Here is a 22,667-nt window from a genome sequence, read left to right as displayed (position 1 = left end):
TGCGAGCTGGCACACTCCGTAAGTGACCAACACCCTCGACGCACCTGACACCCCCACCGGGCCGGGCCGTCCCGTCACCGCGGCGCAGCTGCCCGCCCTGCGGCGCCGGACATCGGCCGTGCTCGTCGCCGGCCAGATTCTCGGCGGCCTCGGCGTACCCACCGGCATCGCGCTGGCCCCCGTCCTCGCGACGCAGGTGAGCGGCTCCGAGTCGCTGTCCGGTCTCGCGCCGACCGCGTCCGTGACCGGCACGGCGCTGCTGTCGCTGCCACTGGCCGCGCTCATGACCTCGCGGGGCCGGCGCCCCGGCCTCGTGCTGGCGTATCTGATCGGTGCGCTGGGCGCGGGGCTGGTGGTCCTGTCGACCCTCGTGGGCAGCTTCCCGTTGCTGCTGCTCGGTATGGCCGGGTTCGGTGCCGGTTCGTCGGCCAATCTGCAGGCCCGGTTCGCCGCCGCCGATCTGGCCGAGCCGGACCGTCGCGGCCGGGCGATCTCGACTGTCATCTGGGCCACCACGATCGGTTCGGTCCTCGGGCCCAACATCGCGGCTCCGGCGGGCCGTCTCTTCCGGGGCACATCCATATCCGAGACGGCCGGACCGTTCCTCCTGGCGGCCGCCGTCTTCCTGATCGCCGCGGTGGTGATCGGGGGGCTGCTGCGGCCCGACCCGCTGCTCACCGCCCGTGCGCTCGCCCCGCAGGACGACCGGTCCACGGGCGGCCGTTCGCTGCGTGCGGGCCTGGCGGCGGTACGTGCCTCGCCGATGGCCCGGCTGGCGCTGGTGACGGTGGCCCTGTCGCACACCGCGATGGTCTCGATCATGGTGATGACCCCGGTCGCCCTGGGTCACCACGGCGCGGACCTCCAGTTGATCGGCCTGGTCATCAGCGGTCACATCGCGGGCATGTACGCGTTCTCGCCGGTGATGGGCTGGCTCTCCGACCGCTTCGGACGGCTTGCTGTGATCGGTCTGGCGGTCGGGCTGCTGTCCTGCGCCGCGCTGCTGGCCGGCACCGCGGGCGCCAGCCACGGACGGACGGCCGCGGGCCTGTTCGTGCTCGGGCTCGGCTGGTCGGCGGGGATGGTCGCCGGTTCCGCGCTCCTCACCGACTCCGTACCGCAGCCCGCCCGCGCCGCCGTACAGGGACTGTCGGATCTGACCATGAACACGGCGGCCGGCATCGGCGGTGCGGTCGCCGGACTGATCGTCTCCCAGGCGGGCTACGGCACGCTGAACGCGACCGCCGCGTGCCTGTTGCTGCCGATGGCGGCACTGGCGCTGCGCCGTGCACTGACCCGGCCCGCCGCCGCGGCATGACCGGGCCGAGCCTGCAGGAAGGGAGGGCGGGACGGGCAGGGCAGCCCCGGACCGACGTCCTGCCCCCCAGGAGCGATTCGAGGGGCGGTCGTCCGGGCCGCGGCGCACGTTTGAGGTCGGCCCCGCTGCGACAGGGATGTGGACATGTCACCGAATGCCCCGCACAGCGCCCACCCGTACGCACCGGCCCTCTCCGACGAGGTGCGGGAGGCCCTGGCCGCGCACCGCCCCGTCGTGGCCCTGGAATCGACGATCATCGCGCACGGCCTGCCGCGCCCCCGGAATCTGCAGGTCGCGAAGGAACTGGAGGAGCTTGTGCGCTCCGCGGGCGCCGTCCCCGCCACCATCGCCGTACTGGACGGACGCGCCCATATCGGCCTGGACAAGGCCCGGTTGGAACGGATCGCCGAGGATCCGGCCGTGCGGAAGCTGGGACACCGGGACCTCGCCCCGGCGCTGGCGGCGGGAGCGAGCGGGGCGACGACCGTGTCCGCAACGGCGTTCCTCGCGGCGCGCGCGGGCCTGCGCGTCTTCGCGACCGGCGGCCTCGGTGGCGTACACCGGGACTGGACCGCGACCCAGGACGAGTCCGCGGATCTCCGGCTGCTCGCCCGCACCGGCATCACCGTGGTGTGCGCGGGCGTGAAGTCGATCCTGGACGTCCCGGCCACGCTGCAGCGCCTGGAGACGCTCGGGGTCGGCGTGCTCGGCTACGGCACGGAGCACTTCCCCGGGTTCTATCTGAGCAGTTCGGGTGAGCCCGTCGACTGGACGGTGCGTACGCCGGCGCAGGTCGCACAGGTGATGCAGGCCGGGGACGCTCTGGGCGGCCCCGCCGCGGCGCTGATCGTCGCCAACCCCGTACCGCTCAAGGATCAGCTGGATCCCGCCCTGCACGACCGGGTGCTGGCCCAGGCGCTGGACGCGTGCCGGGAGCGCGGCATCGTGGGGCAGGCCGTCACACCGTTCCTGCTGGACCAGCTGATGCAGCACACCGGCGGCGCTTCGCTGGAGGCCAACCTGGCGGCCGTGCGCGGAAACGTGGCGCTCGCCGCACGGATCGCCCTCGCCTGGGCCACCGCGGAACGCGGAACGGCCGGGCCGAAGGGGGCGGCCGGACCATGACCGAGGGCGGACTTCTCGTCGTCGGGGACGTGGTCACGGATGTGGTGGCCCGGCACGGGGCGGCTCTCGTCCACGGGACGGACACGGCGGCCCGGATCAGCACGCTGCCGGGCGGGGCGGGTGCCAATGTCGCCTGCTGGGCGGCTCGTTCGGGCTGCCGCGACGTGCGGCTGCTGGCCCGGGTGGGTGCCGACTCCGCGGCCTGGCACGAGGATGCGCTGCGACGGGCGGAGGTACGTCCGCTGCTGGCCGTGGACGGCGAGGCGCCGACCGCCACCGTCGTCGCTCTCGTCGACGCCGCCGCCGAGCGCACCTTCCTCACCGACAGCGGTGCCGTGCTGCGGCTCGCCCCCGACGACTGGTCGCCGTCGATGCTCGACGGCATCGCGCACCTCCACGTCTCCGGCTACCTCCTGTTCGCCGCGACCAGTCGCGCCACGGCCCTGCTCGCCCTGCGGGAGGCCCGGCGGCGGTCGATCCCGGCGAGCGTGGACCCCGCCTCCGCGGGCTTCCTCGCCGAGCTCGGCGCCGGTCCGTTCCTGGCGGCCGTGGAGGGGACGCAGTTGCTCCTGCCGAACGCGGACGAGGCCCGGCTCCTCACCGGCCTTCCCGAACCGGCCGACGCCGCAGCCAAGTTGAGCCTGGTGGTTCCGCAGGTCGTCGTCACCCTGGGCGAGGAGGGAGCACTGCTGGCCATCGGAGGGACGGTCACCGGGCGCGTGCCGGCCGTCCCGGTGCGTGGAGCGGTGGACTCGACGGGGGCGGGCGACGCCTTCACCGGCGGTTTCCTCGCGGCGCGGCTGGCGGGCGCGGACGACACGACGGCCGCTGCGGCGGGCTGCCGGTCGGGGGCCGAGGCGGTCACGACGGTGGGCGGCCGCCCGGTCCCCGAGGGGGAAGCCTTCTCCCGACGGGACGGCGCCTAGGGCAGACCGGTCCAGGCCGGGTGGAGCGGATCGTCGGCCCGGACGACCACGTCCGCGCGCCCGGCGGGCGCCACCTCGTCCTCGTACCGCCCGAAGGCGGGCAGGGTCCACCGCTCGCTCTCCTCGGTACGCCGCCGCAGCGCACCGGGCGAGAGCCGCAGATGGACGCTCGCGTCGAACGGGAACCAGTGCCCGAGCAGCAGCGGACCGTGCACCACCAGCACACCGCCCTCCGGGAGCTGCCGGTACGGGCTGCGGGTGGCCCGGTCCGTCGCCGGGTCCCAGAGATCGGGCAGCACGCGCCCGGTGCCGCCCGCCTCCAGCGGTCCGAAGACCTCACGCCAGAGTCCACCCGTGTCGAACCAGCTGTCGAAGTACGAGTCGGGGTCCTCCTTGCCGTACTCGTAGCGCAGGCTGGCCGGGCGCAGGAACCCCTCGGTGGACACGACGAGCACCGCGCGGCCACGGATCCGCAGCGCCTCTGCGACGCGCTCCGCCAGTTCCCCGGTGCGCGCGGCCGGAGCGCCGTCCACGGCGACCTTGAGCCAGGGCCCGCCGTCGGCCGGCTTCAGCCCTCCGGCGTGCGCGGCAAACGCTTCGGCCAGCCTTTCCCAGGTGATCGGTTCAAGTCGCACCCGTCCATCATCGCCTCTCCCGCCCGTGCGTCAGCGCGTCCGGCAAGGGTCCGCAGGCCCGGTTCGCGGGCGGCGGCTGCTTCGACGACGCGGCCGATGTCCTCGGGCCATGACCCCGTGACGGTGTCGGGTGCCCCGATACGCCGGAAGCCCCGCTCCGGCAGCCCCTGGGCGGTCTGCGGCTGCCCGCGGAGTACGGCCTCGGTCGCGGCGACCGCGTGGGCCGGCGCACTCGCGGGCCGCGACCAGTCGTCACCGCGCGCCACGGGATTGTCCTGGTCGTAGCCCGGGCAAGGTGGGCGCCAGACAAGGGGCAGACCACGGAAGGCGACGAAGAGGAGCCGCCGTTTGCGGGAGTTCTGCAGATCGAGGTCGACGCGGAGGGAGTCGACGGGCCGTGCGGCGCCGAGGATCTCCGGAGCGGCGGCGACGCAGGCGGTGAAGCGGTCGTCGGGCACGGTCCACGCGAGGTCGATGTCGCTGTACGGTCCGCTGTTCCCCGGGCGAGGAATCCTCGAAGTCCGCGCGGGATCCGGAGCGATGGGTGCCGAGCACACGCAGCAGCTCCTGAGCGAACACGGCACGGCGCGCCGGGTCGATGGGGTCGTCCGCACGCTCCGCGTCCTGCGGATCATCCCCGTTCATGGCCGTACGGCTCCTGTCTCGTCCCCCCTGTTCGGATCACCGGTTTCGGGGCGTGCGGGGAGACGCTCGTCGACCGACGGCCGGCGACGGCGGCGGCGGGCGGGCGTCTCGCGCCATGTCACTTCTGCGCGCCGCAGTCCACCGCATCGGCGTCGTCGGAGAGTGCACTGCCCTCGGGCAGCAGATAGGCCACCCAGAGCACGACCGGCTCGGTGCCCAGGTTGTGCCCGATGTGGGGGCGGTCGGCGCCTGACAGCTCGATGAACGACGTGCCCGCGGACATCACCTCCACCGAGCAGTCGTCCAGCGTGCGCGTCAGAGTCCCCGACTTGACGACCGCGATCACCTGACCGCTGTGGGTGTGCCAGCCCGTGGAGCCGCCGGGCTCCACGGTGATCGTCCGGAAGGTCACATCCGTACGGCCGTTCGGCGTCCTGACGTTCAGCTTCCCGGTCGACGTGCCCTTCGCGACCACGGTGCCGCTCACCCCGCTGCCGGGCGCGGCCAGGGCCGCCGACGGGACGAATTCGAGCGCGGCCACACACCCGCCGCCGGCCAAGGCCGTGCCGAGTCGAAGCTGCTGCCCGTACTGCTCCTGCCGTTCCTGCCGCTCTCGCCGTTCCTGTTGTCTGCCTATTCTCACGCGAACTCCTCCGCCTCGGCATCCAGGAGATCTCAAATGCCCCAAAGCTACCCAGGAGTTGATACGCGGAATCATCCGGGCACGACGGCCGTACGGCAGTCACTGACGGTCATTCGCCCCGAAGTTCTCCGGCCAGCGGGCCCTCGCCCACGACCGCGATCCGTCCGTCCTTCACCGCCTCGGCGAGCGTGCACTCACCCCGCCCGAGCGCGAGACAGAGCTCGGCATCGAGCGCGATCCGGGCGTCGGCGTGAGCGGCGGGCCCGTCCCCGTACACCTCCGCGCCGGCATCCGGTCCACCCACTCTGATGTGGAACTCCCCCTCGTCGAGGTGGACTTCGAGGACCCCTTCATGGGTCAGGCCGGCCAGCGCCCGCCGCAGCGGGAGCGCGAACCAGTGCGCCCGCACCGCATCCGTCGGCCGCCGTTCACCGATCGCGGGCGCCCCCCACTCGGCGAGAGCAGTCAGGACCGGCAGCAACCCATGGCCGCGTCCGGCCAGTTCGTACACCGAGGCAGCGGCGGGCGGCGGCAGGCGGCGGCGGGTGACCAGGCCGCCCTGCTCCATATCCCTGAGCCGGGACGCGAGGACGTCCGTGCTGACGCCGGGAAGGTCCGCGTGCAGATCGGTGTAGCGGCGTGGCCCCGCCAGCAGTTCACGGACGATCAGCAGCGTCCACCGGTCACCGACGGAGTCGAGGGCCCGGGCGGTGGCACAGAACTGGTCGTAACTCCGGCGGCGCGCGGTGCGTGCGGATGGCTGCTGCTGACGTGGCATGCGACGCAGTCTAGACATGTTGTTGGACTTTCCAAGCTCAGGCTTGGTAAAACCAAGTATCGCAATCGGATCGGGGAGGCCACCGCATGGAGTTCCGGCAGTCCAGCAAGCTCAACGAGGTCTGTTACGAGATCCGGGGCCCGGTCATCGAGCACGCCAACGCCCTGGAGGAGGCGGGCCACAGCGTGCTCCGCCTCAACACCGGCAACCCCGCGCTCTTCGGTTTCGAGGCGCCGGAGGAGATCGTCCAGGACATGATCCGGATGCTCCCCCAGGCCCACGGCTACAGCGATTCGCGCGGCATCCTCTCCGCCCGCCGCGCGGTGGCGCAGCGCTACCAGGCGATGGGGCTGACCGACGTCGGGGTGGACGACATCTTCCTCGGCAACGGTGTGTCCGAGCTGATCTCGATGTCCGTGCAGGCGCTGCTGGAGGACGGCGACGAGGTGCTGATCCCGTCGCCCGACTACCCGCTGTGGACCGCCGTCGTCACCCTCGCGGGCGGCAAGGCCGTGCACTACACCTGCGACGAGGCGTCGGACTGGAATCCGGACCTCGGCGACCTGGCGTCGAAGATCACCGACCGCACCAAGGCCGTCGTGATCATCAACCCGAACAACCCGACCGGTGCCGTCTATCCCCGCGAGATCCTCGAAGGCATCCTCGACCTGGCGCGCAGGCACGGTCTGCTGGTCCTCGCCGACGAGATCTACGACCAGATCCTGTACGACGACGCCGAGCACCACAGTGTCGCGGTCCTCGCCCCCGACCTGGTCTGCCTCACCTTCAGCGGCCTGTCGAAGACGTACCGGGTGGCGGGGTTCCGATCGGGCTGGATGGTGGTGTCGGGCCCGCAGCAGCACGCGAGCAACTATCTGGAGGGCCTGACGATGCTCGCCTCCATGCGGCTGTGCCCGAACGCGCCCGCCCAGTACGCCATTCAGGCCGCGCTCGGCGGCCGGCAGTCCATCCGGGAGCTGGTGGCGCCGGGCGGCAGGCTGTACGAGCAGCGCAACCGGGCCTGGGAGAAGCTGAACGAGATCCCCGGGGTGTCGTGCGTGAAGCCGAAAGGTGCGCTGTACGCGTTCCCGCGCATCGACCCGAAGGTGCACCACATCGTCGACGACGAGAAGCTCGTCCTCGACCTGCTCCTGCGTGAGAAGATCCAGGTGGTGCAGGGCACCGGCTTCAACTGGCCGCGTCCCGACCACTTCCGGATCCTGACCCTGCCGTACGCCGACGATCTCGACGCGGCGATCAGCCGCATCGGCCGCTTCCTGAACGGATACCGTCAGTGACCTGTCCCGCCTGCGGCGTTCTCGTCCATACGCAGTTCGCCTCGCCCGAACTCGTCGGTCCGATCGTGGAGGGCGGACTCGATCCGGCCGCCGATCCGCGATGGGCGGACTCGGGCGCGGAATCGCCCGCCGAGTACGCGCGCTGGGCAGGTCATCTGTGCGGTATGACCTGTCTGCGCATGGCGCTGGGCACCGGTGCCCCGTCGTTGTTCGCCCTGCGTGACGGGGCGCTCAAGTACGGCGCGTACACCGAGGATGCCGAGGGGACGATCCGGGGCCTGATCTACGCCCCGTTCGCGGAGTACGCACGTGAGGTGCACGGCCTCGACGCGGTCGTCCACCGGCACCTGTCGACGGACGAGATCGTGGCTCTGCTGGACGAGGGGCGGGCGGTGATGGCGTCGGTGCACTACGCGATCCGGCATCCGCACCAGCCCGCTCCGGGGCGGGGCGGTCACCTGGTGCTGCTGACGTCCCGTACGCCGGACGGCAGCGGGGTGCACTTCCACAACCCGTCGGGCACGACGGCCATGACCCGGGCCGCGGAACTGCCCCTGACGGACTTCGGGCGCTTCTTCGCCGGGCGCGGGGTGTCGCTCGCCGACGGCGTGCGACAGGGGCCCGAAACGGGAGCGGACCCGGGGGCGTAGCCGGCCCCCGGGCCCTGAGTGTTGCCGCCCGTTCGGCACGCCGGCACTTTTAAGAGCCCGGGTCAGTCGTAATGTCGCCGCGTCCTTCCTTTAGACGACCGCAGACCGAAGCTCCGCGGGTTGGAGTCGAACCAACATCTCGACGCGCATGGGCCCGAGCCCATTCGATCCGGCGATCGGCGGCGAATGCTGAGTCTGGAGCAAGAGTCTGAGATTGATCGCGGTCTGCCTCTGCCGTTTGGGCCACCCCGGCCCGTTCGCGTACGGGGAAAGTGCGCAAATGCCGGGGGGAGGACTCGAACCTCCACTGGAACCGCGTCGTCACGACAAGCTTCAGTTTCAGCTTGCGCTCCTCGCGCACCCCGGCCGCAACCATGCGGCCGGGGAATCCATGGTCGGCTACCCGAAGAGGTAACCGAATACCGCATCACCCACCCGCTGGTCGGTGACCTCCACGCCATTGGCTTCCTCGCGGGCGAACTTCACGGCCTGCTGGAGCTTCTCCACCCGGTCCAGGAGTTCATTGATGCGCCGCGCGGGAAGCGCCCCGGAGAACTTCACGGTCGTCCAGTAACCGATCGGAACGTCCTCGTAGTACACCTCGACCTGCGCCGGGTGCTTCTCGGTGGCCTCCGCCTTCACATGGTCACGGGGCACCTTCTTCGTACGGAGCGTCCGGACCGGCTCGGTCTTCCAGGAGTCCGTCGACGGGTCCTGCGTCCACGCCTCGGCGGCGTCGAGCACCGGCAGCTTGCGCACGAACGTGTTGATGTCGGTCAGCTGCTTCTCCAGGAACAGCAGGTACGACACCGGAACATCGGCCACGAGCACCCGGCCGTCGACCTTCACATCCGCGTGGGCCGCACAGTTCGCCCAGTCCTTCGTGGCGGTTACGTCGAACAGCCGGGTCAGCGTCATCGCGGTGTTCCGCAGCACGTCCTCGGCCTTGATCTGCACCAGCGTCGATTCGGGCGGAAGCTGCTCGCCCTCCTCGTCCTTCGGCTGGTAGGTCCGGGAGATTCCGGCCAGCAGCCCGGCCTTCTGGAGGCCGTGATGCGCCGCCGTCAGGTCCTGGTGAGCCTTGGACTTGACGCCTTTCTCCACTGCGATGATCTGATTGAGTTTCGCCACGTGGAGGAAGCTAGCACCGGCAACCCACCTGCAACGAAGGGTTTTTGGCGACGGCCTTCAGCATGGGATCCCGCCTGCCGCACTCCTGCCGTCACCGGTACGGGTGGTTTCCAGAGGACAGCCATGTCCTGCGCTTCTCCGGCGGAGGCCGCTTGCCACAGTGGGCCGCGCGCAAGCCCCGCGCCCTCGCCCTCGCCCTCGCCCTCGCCCTCGCCCTCGCCCTCGCCCTCCGAACGAAAGCCCCTCTTGTGCCGCTCTCTCCTTCTTCGACCGGGCCTCACAGCAACGACCGTCGGTACGGTCCCAGGCAGCACACCGTACTCACCGCGGCGGCCGCCGCTCTCGCCGTGCTGGCCGTGGGCATGCCCGTCGCCTACGCCACGCTCGGCAGCGACGCACCGGCCGGTGCTCGGCCCGCTGCGTCGACCGTCGCCGTACGCGGCAAGGCCTACATCGAGACCCGGCTCTTCTTCGGTACCGAACGCCCGGACGGCGGACCCGATGTGACCGACCGCCAGTTCCTGGCATTCGTCGACGAGGAGGTCACCCCGCGCTTTCCGCGTGGCCTGACCGTCCAGGACGGCCGCGGTCAGTGGCGGGACTCCCACGGAGTGATCGAGCGGGAGCGCAGTTATGAACTGATCCTGCTGTACCCGGCGACCGAGGCACGCCTGCGCGACCCGCAGATCGAGCGGATCCGCAACGCGTACGAGAACGCGTACGCCCAGGACTCGGTGGCCCGGCTGGAAGAGCGCACGACCGCCGACTTCTGAGTACCGCCGCCCCCTGCGAAGCGTGAGGGCAGCCGCAGGGGGGACCTACGCCCGCGTGCACGTGACGCCTGATCGAGTACTGTGCCGCGGCCCGGAATCGGCTGGGCGGCCGCAGCCGGTGGTCAGCGGCCGAGCAGTGCCATGAGTGTGCCCACCGGGTCGGAGTCCGGTTCGGCGCGGGGCCACCAGTCGTCCTTGCCCCTGTCCGATTCGTAGCCGTACCAGCGGCCGTCCCGGCCGAAGCGGAGCTGGACCGTGCCGTCGGGATGGGTGAGGTGGTTGCGCCAGGGCTGGAAACGGGGGAAATCGGCGGCGGCCAGGGCGGGACGGGCCCGGTCGAAGGGGCCGGCCGGCGGGTCCCAGGGGGTTTCCAGGACCGCCAGGCCCTCGGCACCACCCTGGCGCCAGGCGGCGACGGCGCGGGCCAGGTCGGTGGTGTTGTGGCCGGTGGCGAAGGCCAGTTCGCGATAGAGCGCACGGGTGGTGGCGGTGAGTCCCGCGGTGGGGCGGGCCGCGGCGAGCCGGACGGCGTCCTGCCAGGGGGTGAGTCCGCAGACGGGGTCCTGGCCGGTGGTGAGGAGGATGTGCGCGCGGCCCGCCGCATCCGTGGCGAGGTGGTCGAGGGAGAGCGGGTCGCGGGCCCCGGGCAGTTGCGGGTACGAGGGTGGCTGGCCGGGCTGCGACGGCACGGGGAGCGGGGCGGGCAGCGGTGGGAGGAAGCGGTCGGCCAGGGCCTCTCGCGCCGGTACGGAGGGGGTGGTGGGGACCGTGGGGCGTTCGCGGACGGAGTGCGCGGCGTTGCGCCGGCCCAGCTCCTCGACGAGTTCGCGCTCGCCGCGGCCGCGCAGCAGCAGGAGGACGAACGGGTCGGTGTCCAGCAGGCGGGCCATCTGGTAGCAGAGAGCGGCGACGTGCTTGCACGGCCAGCCGTGGTCGGGGCAGGAGCAGCTCGGGTCGAGGTCGTTCGCGGCGGGCAGCAGCCCGGTGCCCGCCTCGGCCGCCGTGTCGACGAGGGTGTGCGGCATCTCCTTGGCGAGCAGCGCGGCAAGATGGCCGGGCCGGGCCGCGACGGCGTCGAGGAAGGCCTCCCAGCCGGTGTCGGTGAGGACGCGCAGCCGCAGTTCGGAGCGGTACGGACGGGGGCGGCTGCCCTGGACGTAGGCGACGACGCGGCCGGGGGTGACGGTGATCGCTGCGACATGGCCGCTGTCGGCGTACTTACGGCCGCGGGCGAGCCGGCCCTCGTCCATCGACAGGGACTCCAGCGCCGCCACCCAGGACCGCCCCCACCAGCTGTCCGCGAACGGCTCGTCGCCGTGGGACGCGCGGGGCGGCACCGCCTCGAAGGTACGCCGCAGATCGTCGGGGCCGGGGCGGGCCCTGACGTACGAGGGGGGCGCGGGCCGGGTGCGGGGGCTCATGACGGCCTCCGCAGCGAGACAAGATCGGCGAGGTCCCGGTCGCTGAGCTCGGTCAGCGCGGTCTCCCCGGAGCCGAGCACCGCGTCGGCCAAGGCCTGTTTGGCCACCAGCATCTCCCCGATCCGGTCCTCGACGGTGCCTTCGGCGATCAGCCGGTGCACCTGGACGGGCTGCGTCTGGCCGATGCGGTACGCACGGTCCGTGGCCTGCTCCTCGACGGCCGGGTTCCACCAGCGGTCGTAGTGGATCACATGGGCGGCACGGGTGAGGTTCAGCCCGGTGCCCGCCGCCTTGAGGGAGAGCAGGAAGACGGGAACCTCGCCGGACTGGAAGCGGTCCACCATGCGTTCCCGCTCGGCCACCGGAGAACCGCCGTGCAGGAGTTGGGAGGGGACGGCGCGCGAGGTGAGGTGCGCGGAGAGGATCCGGGCCATCGACACGTACTGGGTGAAGACCAGCACGGAACCGTCCTCGGCGACGATCGTGTCGAGCAGCTCGTCGAGCAGGGCGAGCTTGCCGGAGCGGCCGACGAGGCGGGTCGGCTCCTCCTTCAGATACTGCGCGGGGTGGTTGCAGATCTGCTTGAGCGAGCCCAGCAGCTTCATGATCAGACCGCGGCGGGCGATGCCTTCGGAGGCTTCGATGAGCGCCATGGTCTCGCGCACCGCCGCCTCGTAGAGCGTGGCCTGCTCGCGGGTGAGGAAGACGGGGTGGTCGGTCTCCGTCTTGGGCGGCAGCTCCGGGGCGATGCCCGGGTCGGATTTCTTGCGGCGCAGGAGGAACGGCCTGACCAGCCGGGAGAGGCGCTCGACCGCCTCGTCGTTGCCGAGTCCTGCCGCGGTGCCGGTGTTCTCGACGATCCGGGCGTGCCGGGCCCGGAACGCCTTCAGGGGGCCGAGCAGTCCGGGGGTGGTCCAGTCGAGCAGGGCCCAGAGCTCGGAGAGGTTGTTCTCCACGGGGGTACCGGTGAGCGCGATCCTGGCGGGGGCCGGGATGGTGCGCAGCGCCTTCGCCGTGGAGGAGTGCGGGTTCTTCACATGCTGTGCCTCGTCGGCGACGACAAGTCCCCAGCTGTGGGCGGCGAGTCGGGCCGCGCTGGAGCGCATCGTGCCGTACGTGGTGAGAACGAAGCCGCCGTCGGGGTCGTCGAGTGTGCGGTCGGTGCCGTGGAAACGGCGCACGGGGACACCGGGGGCGAAGCGGTTGATCTCCCGGTGCCAGTTGCCGAGGAGGGAGGCGGGGCAGACCACCAGGGTGGGTGCGGGGTGCGCGCGGTGCAGATGGAGGGCGATGACGGTGATGGTCTTGCCGAGCCCCATGTCGTCGGCGAGGCACCCGCCGAGGCCCAGTGAGGTCATCCGGTCCAGCCAGGCCAGGCCGCGCAGTTGGTAGTCGCGGAGCGTGGCGTCGAGTCCCGGCGGCGGCGCGAGAGCCGTGTCGTCGGCGAGGATGCGGGTGCGGAGCTCGGCGAGGGCACCGGCCGGCACCGCCTCGACCTGCTCGCCGTCCACCTCCGCGCTGCCGGTCAGCGCCACGGCCAGGGCGTCCACCGGGTCGAGCAGCCCGAGCTCGCGCTTGCGTGCCTTGCGCACGAGCGCGGGGTCGACGACGACCCACTGGTCCCGCAGGCGCACCACGGGCCGGTGGGCCTCCGCGAGGATGTCCATCTCCCGCTCGGTGAGCTGCTCGTCGCCCAGGGACAGCTGCCAGTCGAAGGCGAAGAGCCGCCCGGCGTCGAAGAACGAGGTGCCGTCGGTGGCCGAGCCGGGTGCGGGCCGGACCACGGCGGAGGCGGTCAGCGAGCGGACGAGTTCGCGCGGCCAGTGGACGCTCACCCCGGCCGCCGCGAGCCTTGCCCCGGCGTCGCTCAGCAGCTCGTACAGTTCGTCCTCGGTCAGGGCGAGCACATCGGGGACGGGCAGGTCCAGCAGCCGCTCCAGCGGTGCCCAGACACGGGCGGCACGGCGCAGCGCGAGCACGGCGTCGATCCTGGCCCGGGGCCCGAAGGGCTCGCCTCCGCCGCCGTTCCACAGAGCGGCGGCGTCGATGACGTACGTCGGGTCGGCCAGGCTGTGCACCTGCGTGATCGCCGCGGCGGCGTGCCTGGCGCCGCCCCCGTGGACATCCGCGGCATTGCCGGCGGTCCGGGTCCCGTCGGTGCCGGTATCGGTGTCGTCGGGATCGGGGGTGCCGTAGGTGTCGGCCGTGTCGAAGAGGTCGTACGCCGACAGGTCGAGGCGGAGCGACACCCGTACCCCCGCGTCCAGACCGGCGGCGACCTCGACGGACCAGTCACGGGCCCGGGGCAGGTGCTGGGCCTCGCGGGAAGCGAAGGGGGCGCCCATCGCGTGCGCCGCGGCGGGCGTCCGGGGCAGGGTGTCGGCGACCGCGTCGAGGAAGGCGCCGAGCAGCGACTCGGGGTCGGGGAGCTGGAGCGGTGTGCGCTCCGGGAGCGGGACGGCGTACGCCTCGGGCGGCATGGCGGCGGCGACCGCCCGCAGATGGGCGACGTCCTCGGCGTCGCGCGGCCCGGCCCGCCAGGCGTCGTGGTCGTCGGCCGTGAGGCCGGGAACCAGCCTGCCGCGGGCCACCAGGCCGAGCGCATGGAGTGCGGCCGCACCCCAGCAGCGGGCGGCCGGGTGGGCGGACTGCTGGTGGCGGGCGCGGGCCAGCAGGGGCAGGGCATCGGCGACGGGCAGCCGGACCGCGGGCACCGTGCGACGCCGGACCTCGCCCTGCTGCCCGTGGCGTCGGACCACCGTGATCTCGCCGGCCTCGGCGGAGGTCTGCTCGCGGATGTCGCCGATCGCCGGGAGCGGGCTGCCGTCGGGGGCCCAGAAGGCGACCTGCCCGTCTCTCGGCAGCGGCGCGGGCAGGAAGACGGCGGCGCAACGCAGGAGGCGGGCGGTGGCCGCGTCCTGCGTCTGGTGCTGTGCGTACTCTCCGTGCACTGCCGAGGTCATCGCTCCCCTCCCGTCCCGCCCGCGATCGTCCGGTCCTCTCGGTCTCTCTGTGTCTGCGAGTCTAGGCGGGGGGTCCGACAACCGGTCTCGCACCGGCATGCGCGCAGGTCAGTGCCTGGCCAGCGGCTTGGGCCGCATGACACGCGCGGGCCCGGAGGGGGGCGGCGCAGGCGACGGCTGTTGCTCCTGAGGCTGTTGTTGCGGGGGCGAGGACTTCTGCGGGGGCTGTTGCGAGGGCCCGGACCGGACCTCCTGCTGCGCCGGTGCCGGCTGCTGCGCGCGCTCCAGGAAGCGGAGAAGCTCGACCGGGAACGGCAGCACCAGCGTGGAGTTCTTCTCCGCCGCGACCGCGACCACGGTCTGCAGCAGTCGCAGCTGGAGCGCGGCCGGCTGGGCGGACATCTCCGCCGCCGCCTCGGCCAGTTTCTTCGACGCCTGGAGTTCCGCGTCGGCGTTGATGACCCGAGCGCGCCGCTCCCGGTCGGCCTCGGCCTGACGGGCCATGGAGCGTTTCATCGTCTCGGGCAGCGACACGTCCTTGATCTCCACCCGGTCGATCTGGACGCCCCACCCCACGGCCGGGCTGTCGATCATGAGCTCCAGACCCTGGTTGAGCTTCTCCCGGTTGGACAGCAGATCGTCCAGGTCGCTCTTGCCGATGATCGACCGCAAGGAGGTCTGCGCCATCTGCGACACCGCGAACCGGTAGTCTTCCACCTGCACGATCGCGCTCGCCGGATCGACCACCTTGAAGTAGATGACCGCGTCCACGCGCACCGTCACGTTGTCCCGCGTGATGCCGTCCTGCGCGGGCACCGGCATCGTCACGATCTGCATGTTGACCTTGCGCAGCCGGTCGATCCCGGGAACCACCATGGTGAATCCGGGCCCGCGCACTTCGTTGCGGAGCCTGCCGAGCCTCAGCACGATGCCCCGCTCGTACTGCTTGACGATCTTCGCGGCCATCGCCACGTACACCGCGCCCGCGGACGCCGCCGCCACGGCGACGACCACCAGTTCTTGGACCATGACGGCCCCCTGCCAGCCGGATACATCCGATTCATAACGCTATTACCACGTTATGCCCCATACGAACACCGGGCGAACATGGGCCCGAACCGCGGTCACCCGGCAGGCCGCGCACCGGATGCCGGGCCGCCCGGAAGCGGGCAAGGTGACCAGCGATACACATGAGCCGGACGAGACAGACGAGGACCCGCCCATGCCCGTGATCGATCACCGACGCCGCCGTCTCGGCATCGCAGCCGGGACCGCGCTCCTGACCCTCAGCGTCGCGGGCTGCTCCGGCCTCGGCCGCACCGCGGTCGGGCCGGTCACCTACGTCACCCAGCGGGATGCCGTGATCAACGTGAACAGCCCCTCCGTGAGGGGCTGCCACCAGCTCGACCCGGCGGGCGCCAAAGAAGTGATCAACGGAACCCTGATCGACATCATCCTGTACCGCACGCGCAACTGCACGGGTCCGGGGTCGACCTATGTCGCCACGACCTTGAGCGACATGAACCCGCCGAGCGCCCTGCCCTGGCGCAGCTTCAGCACCGTCCACTGACCGGCGCGGTGCACGGCCGTCCCCTCCTACGCACGCCGGCGCACGAGCCCGATCAGCTGCGCCGTTCTGTCCCGCCGGTCCCGGGCGATCAGGACGACCAGCACGATGAGCAGCGCCGGCATGATCGCGTTCACCGGGTCGAGCAGGGTGAGCTGGACGATGGACGCCCCGGCCAGCAGCCCGACGAAGGCCATCGCCGCCACCCCGGACAGCAGGGGCACCAGCAGCGCGACGGCGCCTGCCATCTCCAGGGCTCCGATGAGGTACATCGCGCCATGGCTCCAGCCCATCCGGTCGAAGGTCTCGATCGCCGACTCATGGGCGATCAGCTTGGCGAACGCACTGAAGGCGAAGAACAGGGCGAGCGCGACCCGTGCGACGGTGAGCGCGACCGCCCCTCGGCTGCGTACCGCGGCCGTCGGGGTGGCGGTGTCCGTCGTGTGCGTCGGCGTCGTGGTCTCGGACATCGGGTTCTCCTCGGGAAGCGTCGTGGTGCGTACGCAAGGAAAGACCCCGTGGCGGTCCGGAACTCATCGCATCCCGGACCACCGATCTCCTCGGTTCCCGTCGCCCGGCGACTACCTGGGCACGGCCCGCACCCACACCCCGTCGTCCGTCAGATAGCGGTCGACGGTCAGGCCCGCCGCCTCCAGATACCCCTCGAACCGTTCCTTCGTCAGCTCCCGCGACCGAAACGTCTGGGTCCACCGCGCATCGTCGAAGATGTACTCCGCGTGCACCGAGTCCACCCCGTCGCCGACGGGGTCCGCCGAGACGATCCGCACCGTGTATCCGGCCGGATCGACCCGTTCCCTCGGCAGATCGGTGCGGTAGTCGGCGCCCTCGCGCTGAAGGAGCACGACGCCGCCGTCCTTGACGTATCTCCGGCAGGTCCGCAGCATTCCGTCGCGCACCCGGTGTTCGCCCGCGTGCACCAGGAACGATGCCAGCAGCACCACGTCGAATGTCTCGTGGCCGAGCTCCAGGGACTCGATGGGACTCCGCACGGTGCGCGCGCCCCGTACGTGTTCCAGCATCTGCGCCGACTCGTCCACGGCCGTGACCTCGAAGCCGCGCGTGAGCAGTGGACGGGTCATCCGGCCCACCCCGCAACCGAGTTCCAGAATGCTCGCCCCGGCGGGCACCGCCGCCGCGATCACGTCCGGCTCGGTGCCGACCGACAGCCGTCTGTACAGCTCGACCGCGCAGCCGTCCGGCGTGATCGAGCCGGGTCCCGTCCCTGAATACCCCTCACGTACCAGTGGTCCGCTCATGCAAGGGCGAACGAACGGCCGATGGCCACCGTTCCCCTCAGCACGCCGGATAGCGCTCCTGCGGCCAGTCCACCGCCTGCTCGAACTCCAGGCACAGATCGTCGGCCAGCTCGGCGATCACCGACCGGCCTTCCGTCAGCGCCAGCCAGGACGGCGGGAGCCTGACGTCGCCGTGACGGGCACCGAGCAGGTTGCCGCAGACCGCCCCGGTGGAGTCGCTGTCGCCCGAGTGGTTGACCGAGAGCAGCAGTGCCTGGGCCACCTCGTCGCCGCCCGGCAGCACCAGGGCGCAGTACACGGCGATGGCGAGAGCCTCCTCGGCCACCCAGCCCTCGCCCAGCAGCTCCACCTTCTCGGCGGTCGGCGCGCCCTGCGCGGACAGGTCGACGGCCGCGCGCAGCGCCGCCGTCGTCTCCTCGTGGCCCGGGTGGCGTGCGAGCAGCTCCATCGCCCGCAGCACGGCGCCCGCCATCGAATCGCCTTCCAGCAGGTGGGCGATGATCGCGGCGAACGCCCCGGCCGCGTACGCGCCCGTCGGGTGCCCGTGGGTGATCTGCGCGCACCGGGCAGCCAGTCCGAAGCCGGCCGTCGCACCGGCGCCGATCAGGCCGAAGGGCGCGGACCGCATCACCGTGCCGCACCCCTTGGATCCGGTGTTGACCGGCCCCGGCCGGCCGAGCGTGCCGGCCGGGTCGGGGATGTGGCCGGCCGCGAGCCCGGTCAGGCAGGCGTTGCCGGGGGCGCGGCGGGCGTACAGGAAGCGCTGCTGCCGCAGCCAGCCGGTGCGTATGAGGTCGTCTCCGCCCCGGGCAGGTGGAGCGGGATGGTTCTGTGTGTCGAGCCAGCGCAGGTAGGCGTTGCGCACGACCGCGGTCTCGGCGCCGCCGATCCCCTTCGACATCGCCCGGGAATGCGCCCTGATCAGCCCTTCGGCGGTGAACAGGGTCATCTGCGTGTCGTCGGTGACGCGGCCGACGGCACCGTCCCCGTCCGCGACGAGCCCGCGGACGCCGTCTTCCCCGTGTGCCCTGCGGATACCGGACAGCGACAGGAACTCCACCGGGTTCCCCAGCGCGTCCCCGATCGCACCGCCCAGCAGCGACCCCCGGACCCGGGCCCTGCGCGCGACGTCGTTCCCCCATGCTGTGCCGTTCACCGACGGTCTCCCCACACTCTGTCTCGGCGTGCCTCGGAATCGCTGCCGCGGGTCCATCCTGGAAGGAGAGGCGATCGCCATGCGTACCGGAAATGAACCGATGACTGCACGCAGTCCCCTGCGACTGCGGCTCTGCCTGAGTCTATGGGGCATGGCCTGGGCCGTCTTCGGCCTGACGGCCTTCACCCTGGTCGACCGGCCGGGCTGGGCCGCGGCCTGCGGTCTGCTGCTTGTGCTGACGGTGGTGGATCTTGCCGTGATCGTCCACCACATGCACCAGGGCCCGCACTGGCAGCCGGGCCGCAACATCCCCCCGTACGAACCCGACCACGGCCAACGCAGCCGGTACGGCCACTGACCCAACGGTCCGGCGGGCCGGGAGGGTCAGGCGCTTGTGTCGAAGCGGGCAGCCCGCAGGTACTCCGGGTTCGGGTCGAGCGCCGCGGCCAGCCGGAAGTGGCGCACGGCCTGCTCCGAGCGTCCGGACCGCTGGAAAGTGCGGGCCAGGGCGAAGTGCGCGAACGCGTTGTCCGGTTCGCGCTCCAGGACGAGTTCGAATTCGAGCTCGGCAGGGCGAAGTTGGGCGGCGGCGAAGAATGCGCGGGCCCTCAGCAGCCGGGCAGCCGTGTTCTCCGGGTGGGCCGCGATCACCGAGTCCAGCAGCTTGACCGCGCCCCGCGGGTCGCGCGCCGCCAGCAGGCGTTCGGCCGCGCGGAAGTCGATGACGTGGGTTTCCGGGGTCCTCTCGGGCACGCTCGCATCCTTCCCTTCGACAACGGCATTTCAACGTCCGGCCGGGTGCCGGTATTCCGGTCCTGCTGCGGGTCACCGGGTCACCGGCGACCACCCGCCGCGTCGGACGGGGCTGCGTCGTGTCATCCGGTGCGACTGCCCGGTGCGTCAGCCCTGGGCGGCCGCCCGCTGTGTCAGCTCCGCCCAGACCTTGCGGACCTGCGGCTCCAGCTCGTCCAGCGGGCCGTCGTTGTCCACGATCAGATCGGCGACGGCCCGCCGCTGCTCGCGGGTGGCCTGGGCGGCCATGCGTGCGCGGGCCTCGGACTCCGTCATTCCACGCAGCCGCACAAGGCGGTCGAGCTGCGTCTCGGGGGCCGCGTCGACGACGACGACCAGGTCGTAGAGGGGGGCGAGACCGTTCTCGGTGAGGAGGGGGACGTCGTGGACGACGACGGAGTCGGGGCCCGCCGCCCGCTCCAGTTCGGCGGAGCGGGCTCCGACCAGCGGGTGGACGATCGCGTTCAGGGTGGCCAGCCGGTCGGCGTCCGAGAAGACGATCGAGCCGAGCCGGGGCCGGTCGAGGGTGCCGTCGGCGGCGAGGATGCCGGCACCGAACGCGTCGACGACGGCCGCCAGTCCCGGGGTCCCGGGCTCGACGACCTCGCGCGCGATCCTGTCGGCGTCGATCAGCACGGCCCCGTACGAGACCAGCAGCCGTGACACTTCGCTCTTGCCGGCGCCGATGCCGCCGGTCAGGCCCACTTTCAGCATGGCCGCAGCCTAATGCGCGGCCCCCGGACCGTCATGGCCCGGTCACGGGCTGCGCCGGCCGGTCAGATGTCGCCCTCCCGCTCGGCAAGGAACCGTTCGAATTCGAGGCCGATCTCGTCGGCGGACGGCAGGTCGACCGGTTCGGCGACCAGATTGCCGCGCGTCTCGGAGCCTGCGATCGCGTCGTACTGGTGCTCAAGACCCTCGACGAGCGAGACGAGCTCGTCGTCGCCCTGGTCGATCTGGCGGTCGATCTCGGTCTGCGTGCGGTGCGCCTCCGTGCGCAGCGAGTGCGCGATGCTCGGCAGGACCAGCCCGGTGGCGGCCGTGATCGCCTCGAGCGCGGTGAGCGCGGCATCCGGGTAGGCGGAGCGGGCGATGTAGTGCGGCACATGGGCGGCGACACCGAGGACGTCGTGTCCGGCCTGCATCAGCCGGTACTCGACGAGTGCCTCGGCGGAGCCGGGGACCTGCGCCTCGTCGAACGGGCTGCGGTGGCCCGGCATCAGATCCGTGCGATTGCCGTGCGGGGTGATGCCGACCGGGCGGGTGTGCGGGACGCCCATCGGAATGCCGTGGAAGCTGACGGCGAGGCGGACGCCGAGCCGCTCGACGATCTGCTCGACGGCGGCGGCGAACCTCTCCCACTCGACGTCCGGCTCGGGCCCGGACAGCAGCAGGAAGGGCGCCCCGGTGGCGTCCTGGACCACCCGGACATCCAGCGTCGGGGTCTCGTAGCCTGCATAGCGGTCGCGCTTGAACGTCAGCAGCGGGCGCCGTGCGCGGTAGTCGACGAGGCGGTCGTGGTCGAAACGGGCCACGACCTGGTGCGGCAACGACTCCAGCAGACCGTCCACGATCTGCTCCCCCGTCTCACCCGCGTCGATGTACCCCTCGAAGTGGTAGAGCATGACCAGGCCCGCCGACTCCTGGGCGAGCGCCATGTCGACGACGGCCAGCCCCTTCGGCTCCCATTCGTACAAACTCTGCGGATCAGGCACGGTTACCGCTCCTCCTCGTATTCCTTGAGAAGAACGCCCGCCGGGGCACAGGCATTCCCTGCCTGTGCCCCTTCACAGGGGTGGTTACGCCAGAACCCGCGTGTGCAGTGCGGTGACCGCCTTCCGTGCGGAGGTGAAGGCGCCGTGCTGCCAGGCATCCGCGTAGCTCAGGTAGTCACCGGCGAAGTAGACGCGTCCGGCGGCCTGGTTGAGCGGTGCGAAGGCAGGCGCGTCGGGCCCTCCCGACAGGGAGTGCCAGGAGGCCTCCAGGTACGGGGTCTGCCGCCAGTGGTGGGAGAACGACGTGGCGAGTTCCGTACGGTACTTGTCGCCGTGGATCTTCACGCCCTGGGCGATAGCCCGTGCCTCCCTCTCGGGCGGGGTGAGAGCGGCGTACGCATCGGCGTTGGAGCCGGTGTTGTAGTAGCCGATGATGGTGCCGCGCCGGCCCTGGTGGCCGTAGGACGGGTACCAGATGTGGGAGAGGTCCATGTCGGTCTCGGTGATGCCGCCGTAGATCTGGTGGTCGGTCTCCCACCAGCGGCTCCTGTACTCCAGCCCGATTTTGCCGGCCGAGGACGGCTTGCAGGCCTCCAGGGCGCTCTGGACCGCCGGACCGAGGTTGTGGGCGGTCTTGGCGAGGATGTTGGGCGGCAGGGCGGCGATGCAGTAGTCCGCGTCGACGGTGCGGGTACGTCCGCCCTGGGTGTACGTGACGGTCACACCATGGGCCGTGTCGGTGATCTTGCTGACGGCGGCGCCGGTACGGATCCTGCGCTCACCTATCGCCCGGGTGAGCGCCGCGGGTATCCGGTCCATGCCGCCGACCGGCTGGAACATCAGCATGGCCTGGTCGTACTCGAACTCGAAGGAGAAGTAGCGTCCGACGCCGCTGGCGAAGACCTCGGAGGCGGACGGCACGGAGCCGAGTTCCTCGCCGGGGGTTCCGGCGGCCGCGGGGTCGATGCGGTAGCCGCGGCGGGGGCTGCCGGTGTAGTCGAGCGTGTCGCCGATGTCGCCGAACTCCTTGAGGAATTCGAGGAGTCGCTCCTGGTCCTCGGCGGTGATCCGACGGTCGAGGGCGCCCTTGTCCGTGGCCTTGGAGAGGAGTTCGGCCACATAGCCGTACACATCAGCCTTGGCGGTGCGATAGCGCACCGGGGCCTTCATACCGGCCTTCTCGTTGAAGATGTAGGCGTTAGCGTTCACGTTGGTGAACATCTCGATGGGGACACCGAGTTCGCGACAGTAGTCGAGGGTGACCATCCACTGCGGAATCCGGGCGGGTCCGGCGTTCATGTACTGACCCTCGGTGAACCGGGCCGTCTGCCGGTTTCCGTGGATGTCGGTGGTGGAATCGCCGCCGCGCACGGTGAAGTTGCGGCCACCGGTACGGCTCCTGGCCTCCAGGACCGTGCAGTCGTAACCGGCTTTGCCCAGTTCGTAGGCGGCGGCGAGGCCGGCGATTCCGCCCCCGACGATGACGACCTTGGCCGCACCCTTCCCCTTCAGCGCGAAGTCGCTCCGACTGGGGGCGTGAAAGGCGGGTTCGCGCTGTGCGGCCTGGGCGGTGGGGGCGAGGCCGAGGGCCCCCATGGTCGCGAACATCGCGCCCGCCCCACCGGTGATCCCTACCTGGCGCAGAAAGCTGCGACGGCTCGCGCCCGGCGCGGCGGGCGGGTTGTGCGAAGTGTGGGTCATGTCCCGGCTCCTCTTCGGATCTTGAGGTTGCCCGGATCCTGGCAAGCAGATGTTACGGCTCGTCAGCTACTCGTGTATCCCACATGTTTCTCTCCGTTCACCGCGCTCCGGCCATCGGCGACCAATGGTCCAGACCTTGACAGGGACACACCC

At 71.5% G+C, this 22,667-nt stretch carries 23 protein-coding genes and 1 pseudogene; 8 read left to right on the top strand and 16 right to left on the bottom strand.

The features are described from left to right. Positions 1-22: 22 nt before the first annotated feature. The 3 genes from OG878_RS29555 (at position 23) to OG878_RS29545 (ending at position 3,369) form a co-directional block, all read left to right on the top strand. Complete coding sequence (locus OG878_RS29555) at positions 23-1,318, top strand: MFS transporter (protein WP_328889595.1); 1,296 nt, start codon at positions 23-25, stop codon at positions 1,316-1,318. A gap of 144 nt (positions 1,319-1,462) precedes the next feature. Beyond that, positions 1,463-2,443: a pseudouridine-5'-phosphate glycosidase gene (locus tag OG878_RS29550; protein WP_328889594.1), complete on the top strand. Its 981-nt coding sequence runs from the start codon at positions 1,463-1,465 to the stop codon at positions 2,441-2,443. Continuing rightward, a complete protein-coding gene (locus OG878_RS29545) occupies positions 2,440-3,369 on the top strand; it encodes a carbohydrate kinase family protein (RefSeq protein ID WP_328889593.1) in 930 nt (309 codons plus the stop codon). Before OG878_RS29550 ends, OG878_RS29545 begins: the two co-directional genes overlap by 4 nt. Here OG878_RS29545 and OG878_RS29540 read toward each other — a convergent pair. The 4 genes from OG878_RS29540 to OG878_RS29525 all read right to left on the bottom strand — a co-directional run bounded on the left by OG878_RS29540 (position 3,366) and on the right by OG878_RS29525 (position 6,070). Then, on the bottom strand, positions 3,366-4,004 hold the full coding sequence (locus OG878_RS29540) for a uridine kinase (RefSeq protein WP_328889592.1): 639 nt from the start codon (positions 4,002-4,004) through the stop codon (positions 3,366-3,368). The two genes, OG878_RS29545 and OG878_RS29540, sit on opposite strands and share 4 nt — an antisense overlap. Then, complete coding sequence (locus OG878_RS29535; RefSeq protein ID WP_328889591.1) at positions 3,938-4,561, bottom strand: hypothetical protein; 624 nt, start codon at positions 4,559-4,561, stop codon at positions 3,938-3,940. The genes OG878_RS29540 and OG878_RS29535 overlap by 67 nt, the downstream gene beginning before the upstream one ends. A 206-nt stretch (positions 4,562-4,767) precedes the next feature. Then, on the bottom strand, positions 4,768-5,208 hold the full coding sequence (locus OG878_RS29530; protein WP_443049280.1) for a cupin domain-containing protein: 441 nt from the start codon (positions 5,206-5,208) through the stop codon (positions 4,768-4,770). A gap of 193 nt (positions 5,209-5,401) precedes the next feature. Then, entirely contained in the window at positions 5,402-6,070 is a 669-nt protein-coding gene (locus tag OG878_RS29525; protein ID WP_328889590.1) for a winged helix-turn-helix transcriptional regulator, read from the bottom strand. A gap of 86 nt (positions 6,071-6,156) precedes the next feature. Between OG878_RS29525 and OG878_RS29520 the strand changes: the two genes are divergently transcribed. Beyond that, positions 6,157-7,368, top strand: coding sequence for a pyridoxal phosphate-dependent aminotransferase (locus tag OG878_RS29520; protein WP_328889589.1), 1,212 nt, complete (start codon positions 6,157-6,159; stop codon positions 7,366-7,368). Next, positions 7,365-8,018, top strand: coding sequence for a C39 family peptidase (locus tag OG878_RS29515; RefSeq protein WP_328889588.1), 654 nt, complete (start codon positions 7,365-7,367; stop codon positions 8,016-8,018). The genes OG878_RS29520 and OG878_RS29515 overlap by 4 nt, the downstream gene beginning before the upstream one ends. 281 nt (positions 8,019-8,299) lie before the next feature. Here OG878_RS29515 and OG878_RS29510 read toward each other — a convergent pair. Together OG878_RS29510 and OG878_RS29505 are read right to left on the bottom strand one after the other, a co-directional pair. Further along, positions 8,300-8,385: pseudogene (locus OG878_RS29510) on the bottom strand. Between the two features lie 32 nt (positions 8,386-8,417). Then, positions 8,418-9,149, bottom strand: coding sequence for a DUF7873 family protein (locus OG878_RS29505; RefSeq protein WP_328889587.1), 732 nt, complete (start codon positions 9,147-9,149; stop codon positions 8,418-8,420). A 362-nt stretch (positions 9,150-9,511) separates the two neighbouring features. On the opposite strand from OG878_RS29505, the gene OG878_RS29500 reads away from it, so the two are divergent. Continuing rightward, a complete protein-coding gene (locus tag OG878_RS29500) occupies positions 9,512-9,922 on the top strand; it encodes a DUF3574 domain-containing protein (protein WP_328891424.1) in 411 nt (136 codons plus the stop codon). A 122-nt stretch (positions 9,923-10,044) separates the two neighbouring features. Here OG878_RS29500 and OG878_RS29495 read toward each other — a convergent pair whose 3' ends face one another. From OG878_RS29495 to OG878_RS29485, 3 genes are all read right to left on the bottom strand, one after another. After that, complete coding sequence (locus OG878_RS29495) at positions 10,045-11,343, bottom strand: SWIM zinc finger family protein (protein WP_328889586.1); 1,299 nt, start codon at positions 11,341-11,343, stop codon at positions 10,045-10,047. Continuing rightward, positions 11,340-14,306, bottom strand: a complete 2,967-nt coding sequence (locus tag OG878_RS29490; RefSeq protein ID WP_328889585.1) for a DEAD/DEAH box helicase — start codon at positions 14,304-14,306, stop codon at positions 11,340-11,342. The genes OG878_RS29495 and OG878_RS29490 overlap by 4 nt, the downstream gene beginning before the upstream one ends. Before the next feature lie 108 nt (positions 14,307-14,414). After that, positions 14,415-15,335, bottom strand: a complete 921-nt coding sequence (locus tag OG878_RS29485) for a slipin family protein (RefSeq protein WP_328889584.1) — start codon at positions 15,333-15,335, stop codon at positions 14,415-14,417. Between the two features lie 193 nt (positions 15,336-15,528). Between OG878_RS29485 and OG878_RS29480 the strand changes: the two genes are divergently transcribed. Beyond that, the gene (locus OG878_RS29480; RefSeq protein WP_328889583.1) at positions 15,529-15,876 is read left to right on the top strand and encodes a hypothetical protein; all 348 of its coding nucleotides are present in this window, start codon (positions 15,529-15,531) and stop codon (positions 15,874-15,876) included. 26 nt (positions 15,877-15,902) lie between these two features. On the opposite strand, the gene OG878_RS29475 is transcribed toward OG878_RS29480, so the two are convergent. The 3 genes from OG878_RS29475 to OG878_RS29465 all read right to left on the bottom strand — a co-directional run bounded on the left by OG878_RS29475 (position 15,903) and on the right by OG878_RS29465 (position 18,306). Then, positions 15,903-16,343, bottom strand: coding sequence for a DoxX family protein (locus tag OG878_RS29475; protein ID WP_328889582.1), 441 nt, complete (start codon positions 16,341-16,343; stop codon positions 15,903-15,905). Between the two features lie 111 nt (positions 16,344-16,454). Beyond that, positions 16,455-17,150 carry a class I SAM-dependent methyltransferase gene (locus OG878_RS29470; RefSeq protein ID WP_328889581.1) on the bottom strand — a complete coding sequence of 232 codons (696 nt, stop codon included), beginning with the start codon at positions 17,148-17,150 and terminating at the stop codon, positions 16,455-16,457. 37 nt (positions 17,151-17,187) lie between these two features. Then, positions 17,188-18,306, bottom strand: a complete 1,119-nt coding sequence (locus OG878_RS29465; RefSeq protein ID WP_328889580.1) for an ADP-ribosylglycohydrolase family protein — start codon at positions 18,304-18,306, stop codon at positions 17,188-17,190. Between the two features lie 79 nt (positions 18,307-18,385). Between OG878_RS29465 and OG878_RS29460 the strand changes: the two genes are divergently transcribed. Beyond that, positions 18,386-18,664, top strand: coding sequence for a DUF6343 family protein (locus tag OG878_RS29460; RefSeq protein ID WP_328889579.1), 279 nt, complete (start codon positions 18,386-18,388; stop codon positions 18,662-18,664). Between the two features lie 26 nt (positions 18,665-18,690). On the opposite strand, the gene OG878_RS29455 is transcribed toward OG878_RS29460, so the two are convergent. The 4 genes from OG878_RS29455 to OG878_RS29440 form a co-directional block, all read right to left on the bottom strand. After that, the gene (locus OG878_RS29455; RefSeq protein ID WP_328889578.1) at positions 18,691-19,059 is read right to left on the bottom strand and encodes a tetratricopeptide repeat protein; all 369 of its coding nucleotides are present in this window, start codon (positions 19,057-19,059) and stop codon (positions 18,691-18,693) included. Between the two features lie 147 nt (positions 19,060-19,206). Beyond that, a complete protein-coding gene (coaE, locus tag OG878_RS29450; protein ID WP_328889577.1) occupies positions 19,207-19,812 on the bottom strand; it encodes a dephospho-CoA kinase in 606 nt (201 codons plus the stop codon). 62 nt (positions 19,813-19,874) lie between these two features. Next, on the bottom strand, positions 19,875-20,813 hold the full coding sequence (locus OG878_RS29445; protein ID WP_328889576.1) for a PAC2 family protein: 939 nt from the start codon (positions 20,811-20,813) through the stop codon (positions 19,875-19,877). Between the two features lie 84 nt (positions 20,814-20,897). Beyond that, entirely contained in the window at positions 20,898-22,421 is a 1,524-nt protein-coding gene (locus OG878_RS29440; RefSeq protein ID WP_328891423.1) for a flavin monoamine oxidase family protein, read from the bottom strand. Positions 22,422-22,667 lie beyond the last annotated feature (246 nt).

This window comes from Streptomyces sp. NBC_00316, assembly GCF_036158715.1.
Classification (GTDB): domain Bacteria; phylum Actinomycetota; class Actinomycetes; order Streptomycetales; family Streptomycetaceae; genus Streptomyces.
This window is presented reverse-complemented; position numbering and strand designations above follow the sequence as displayed.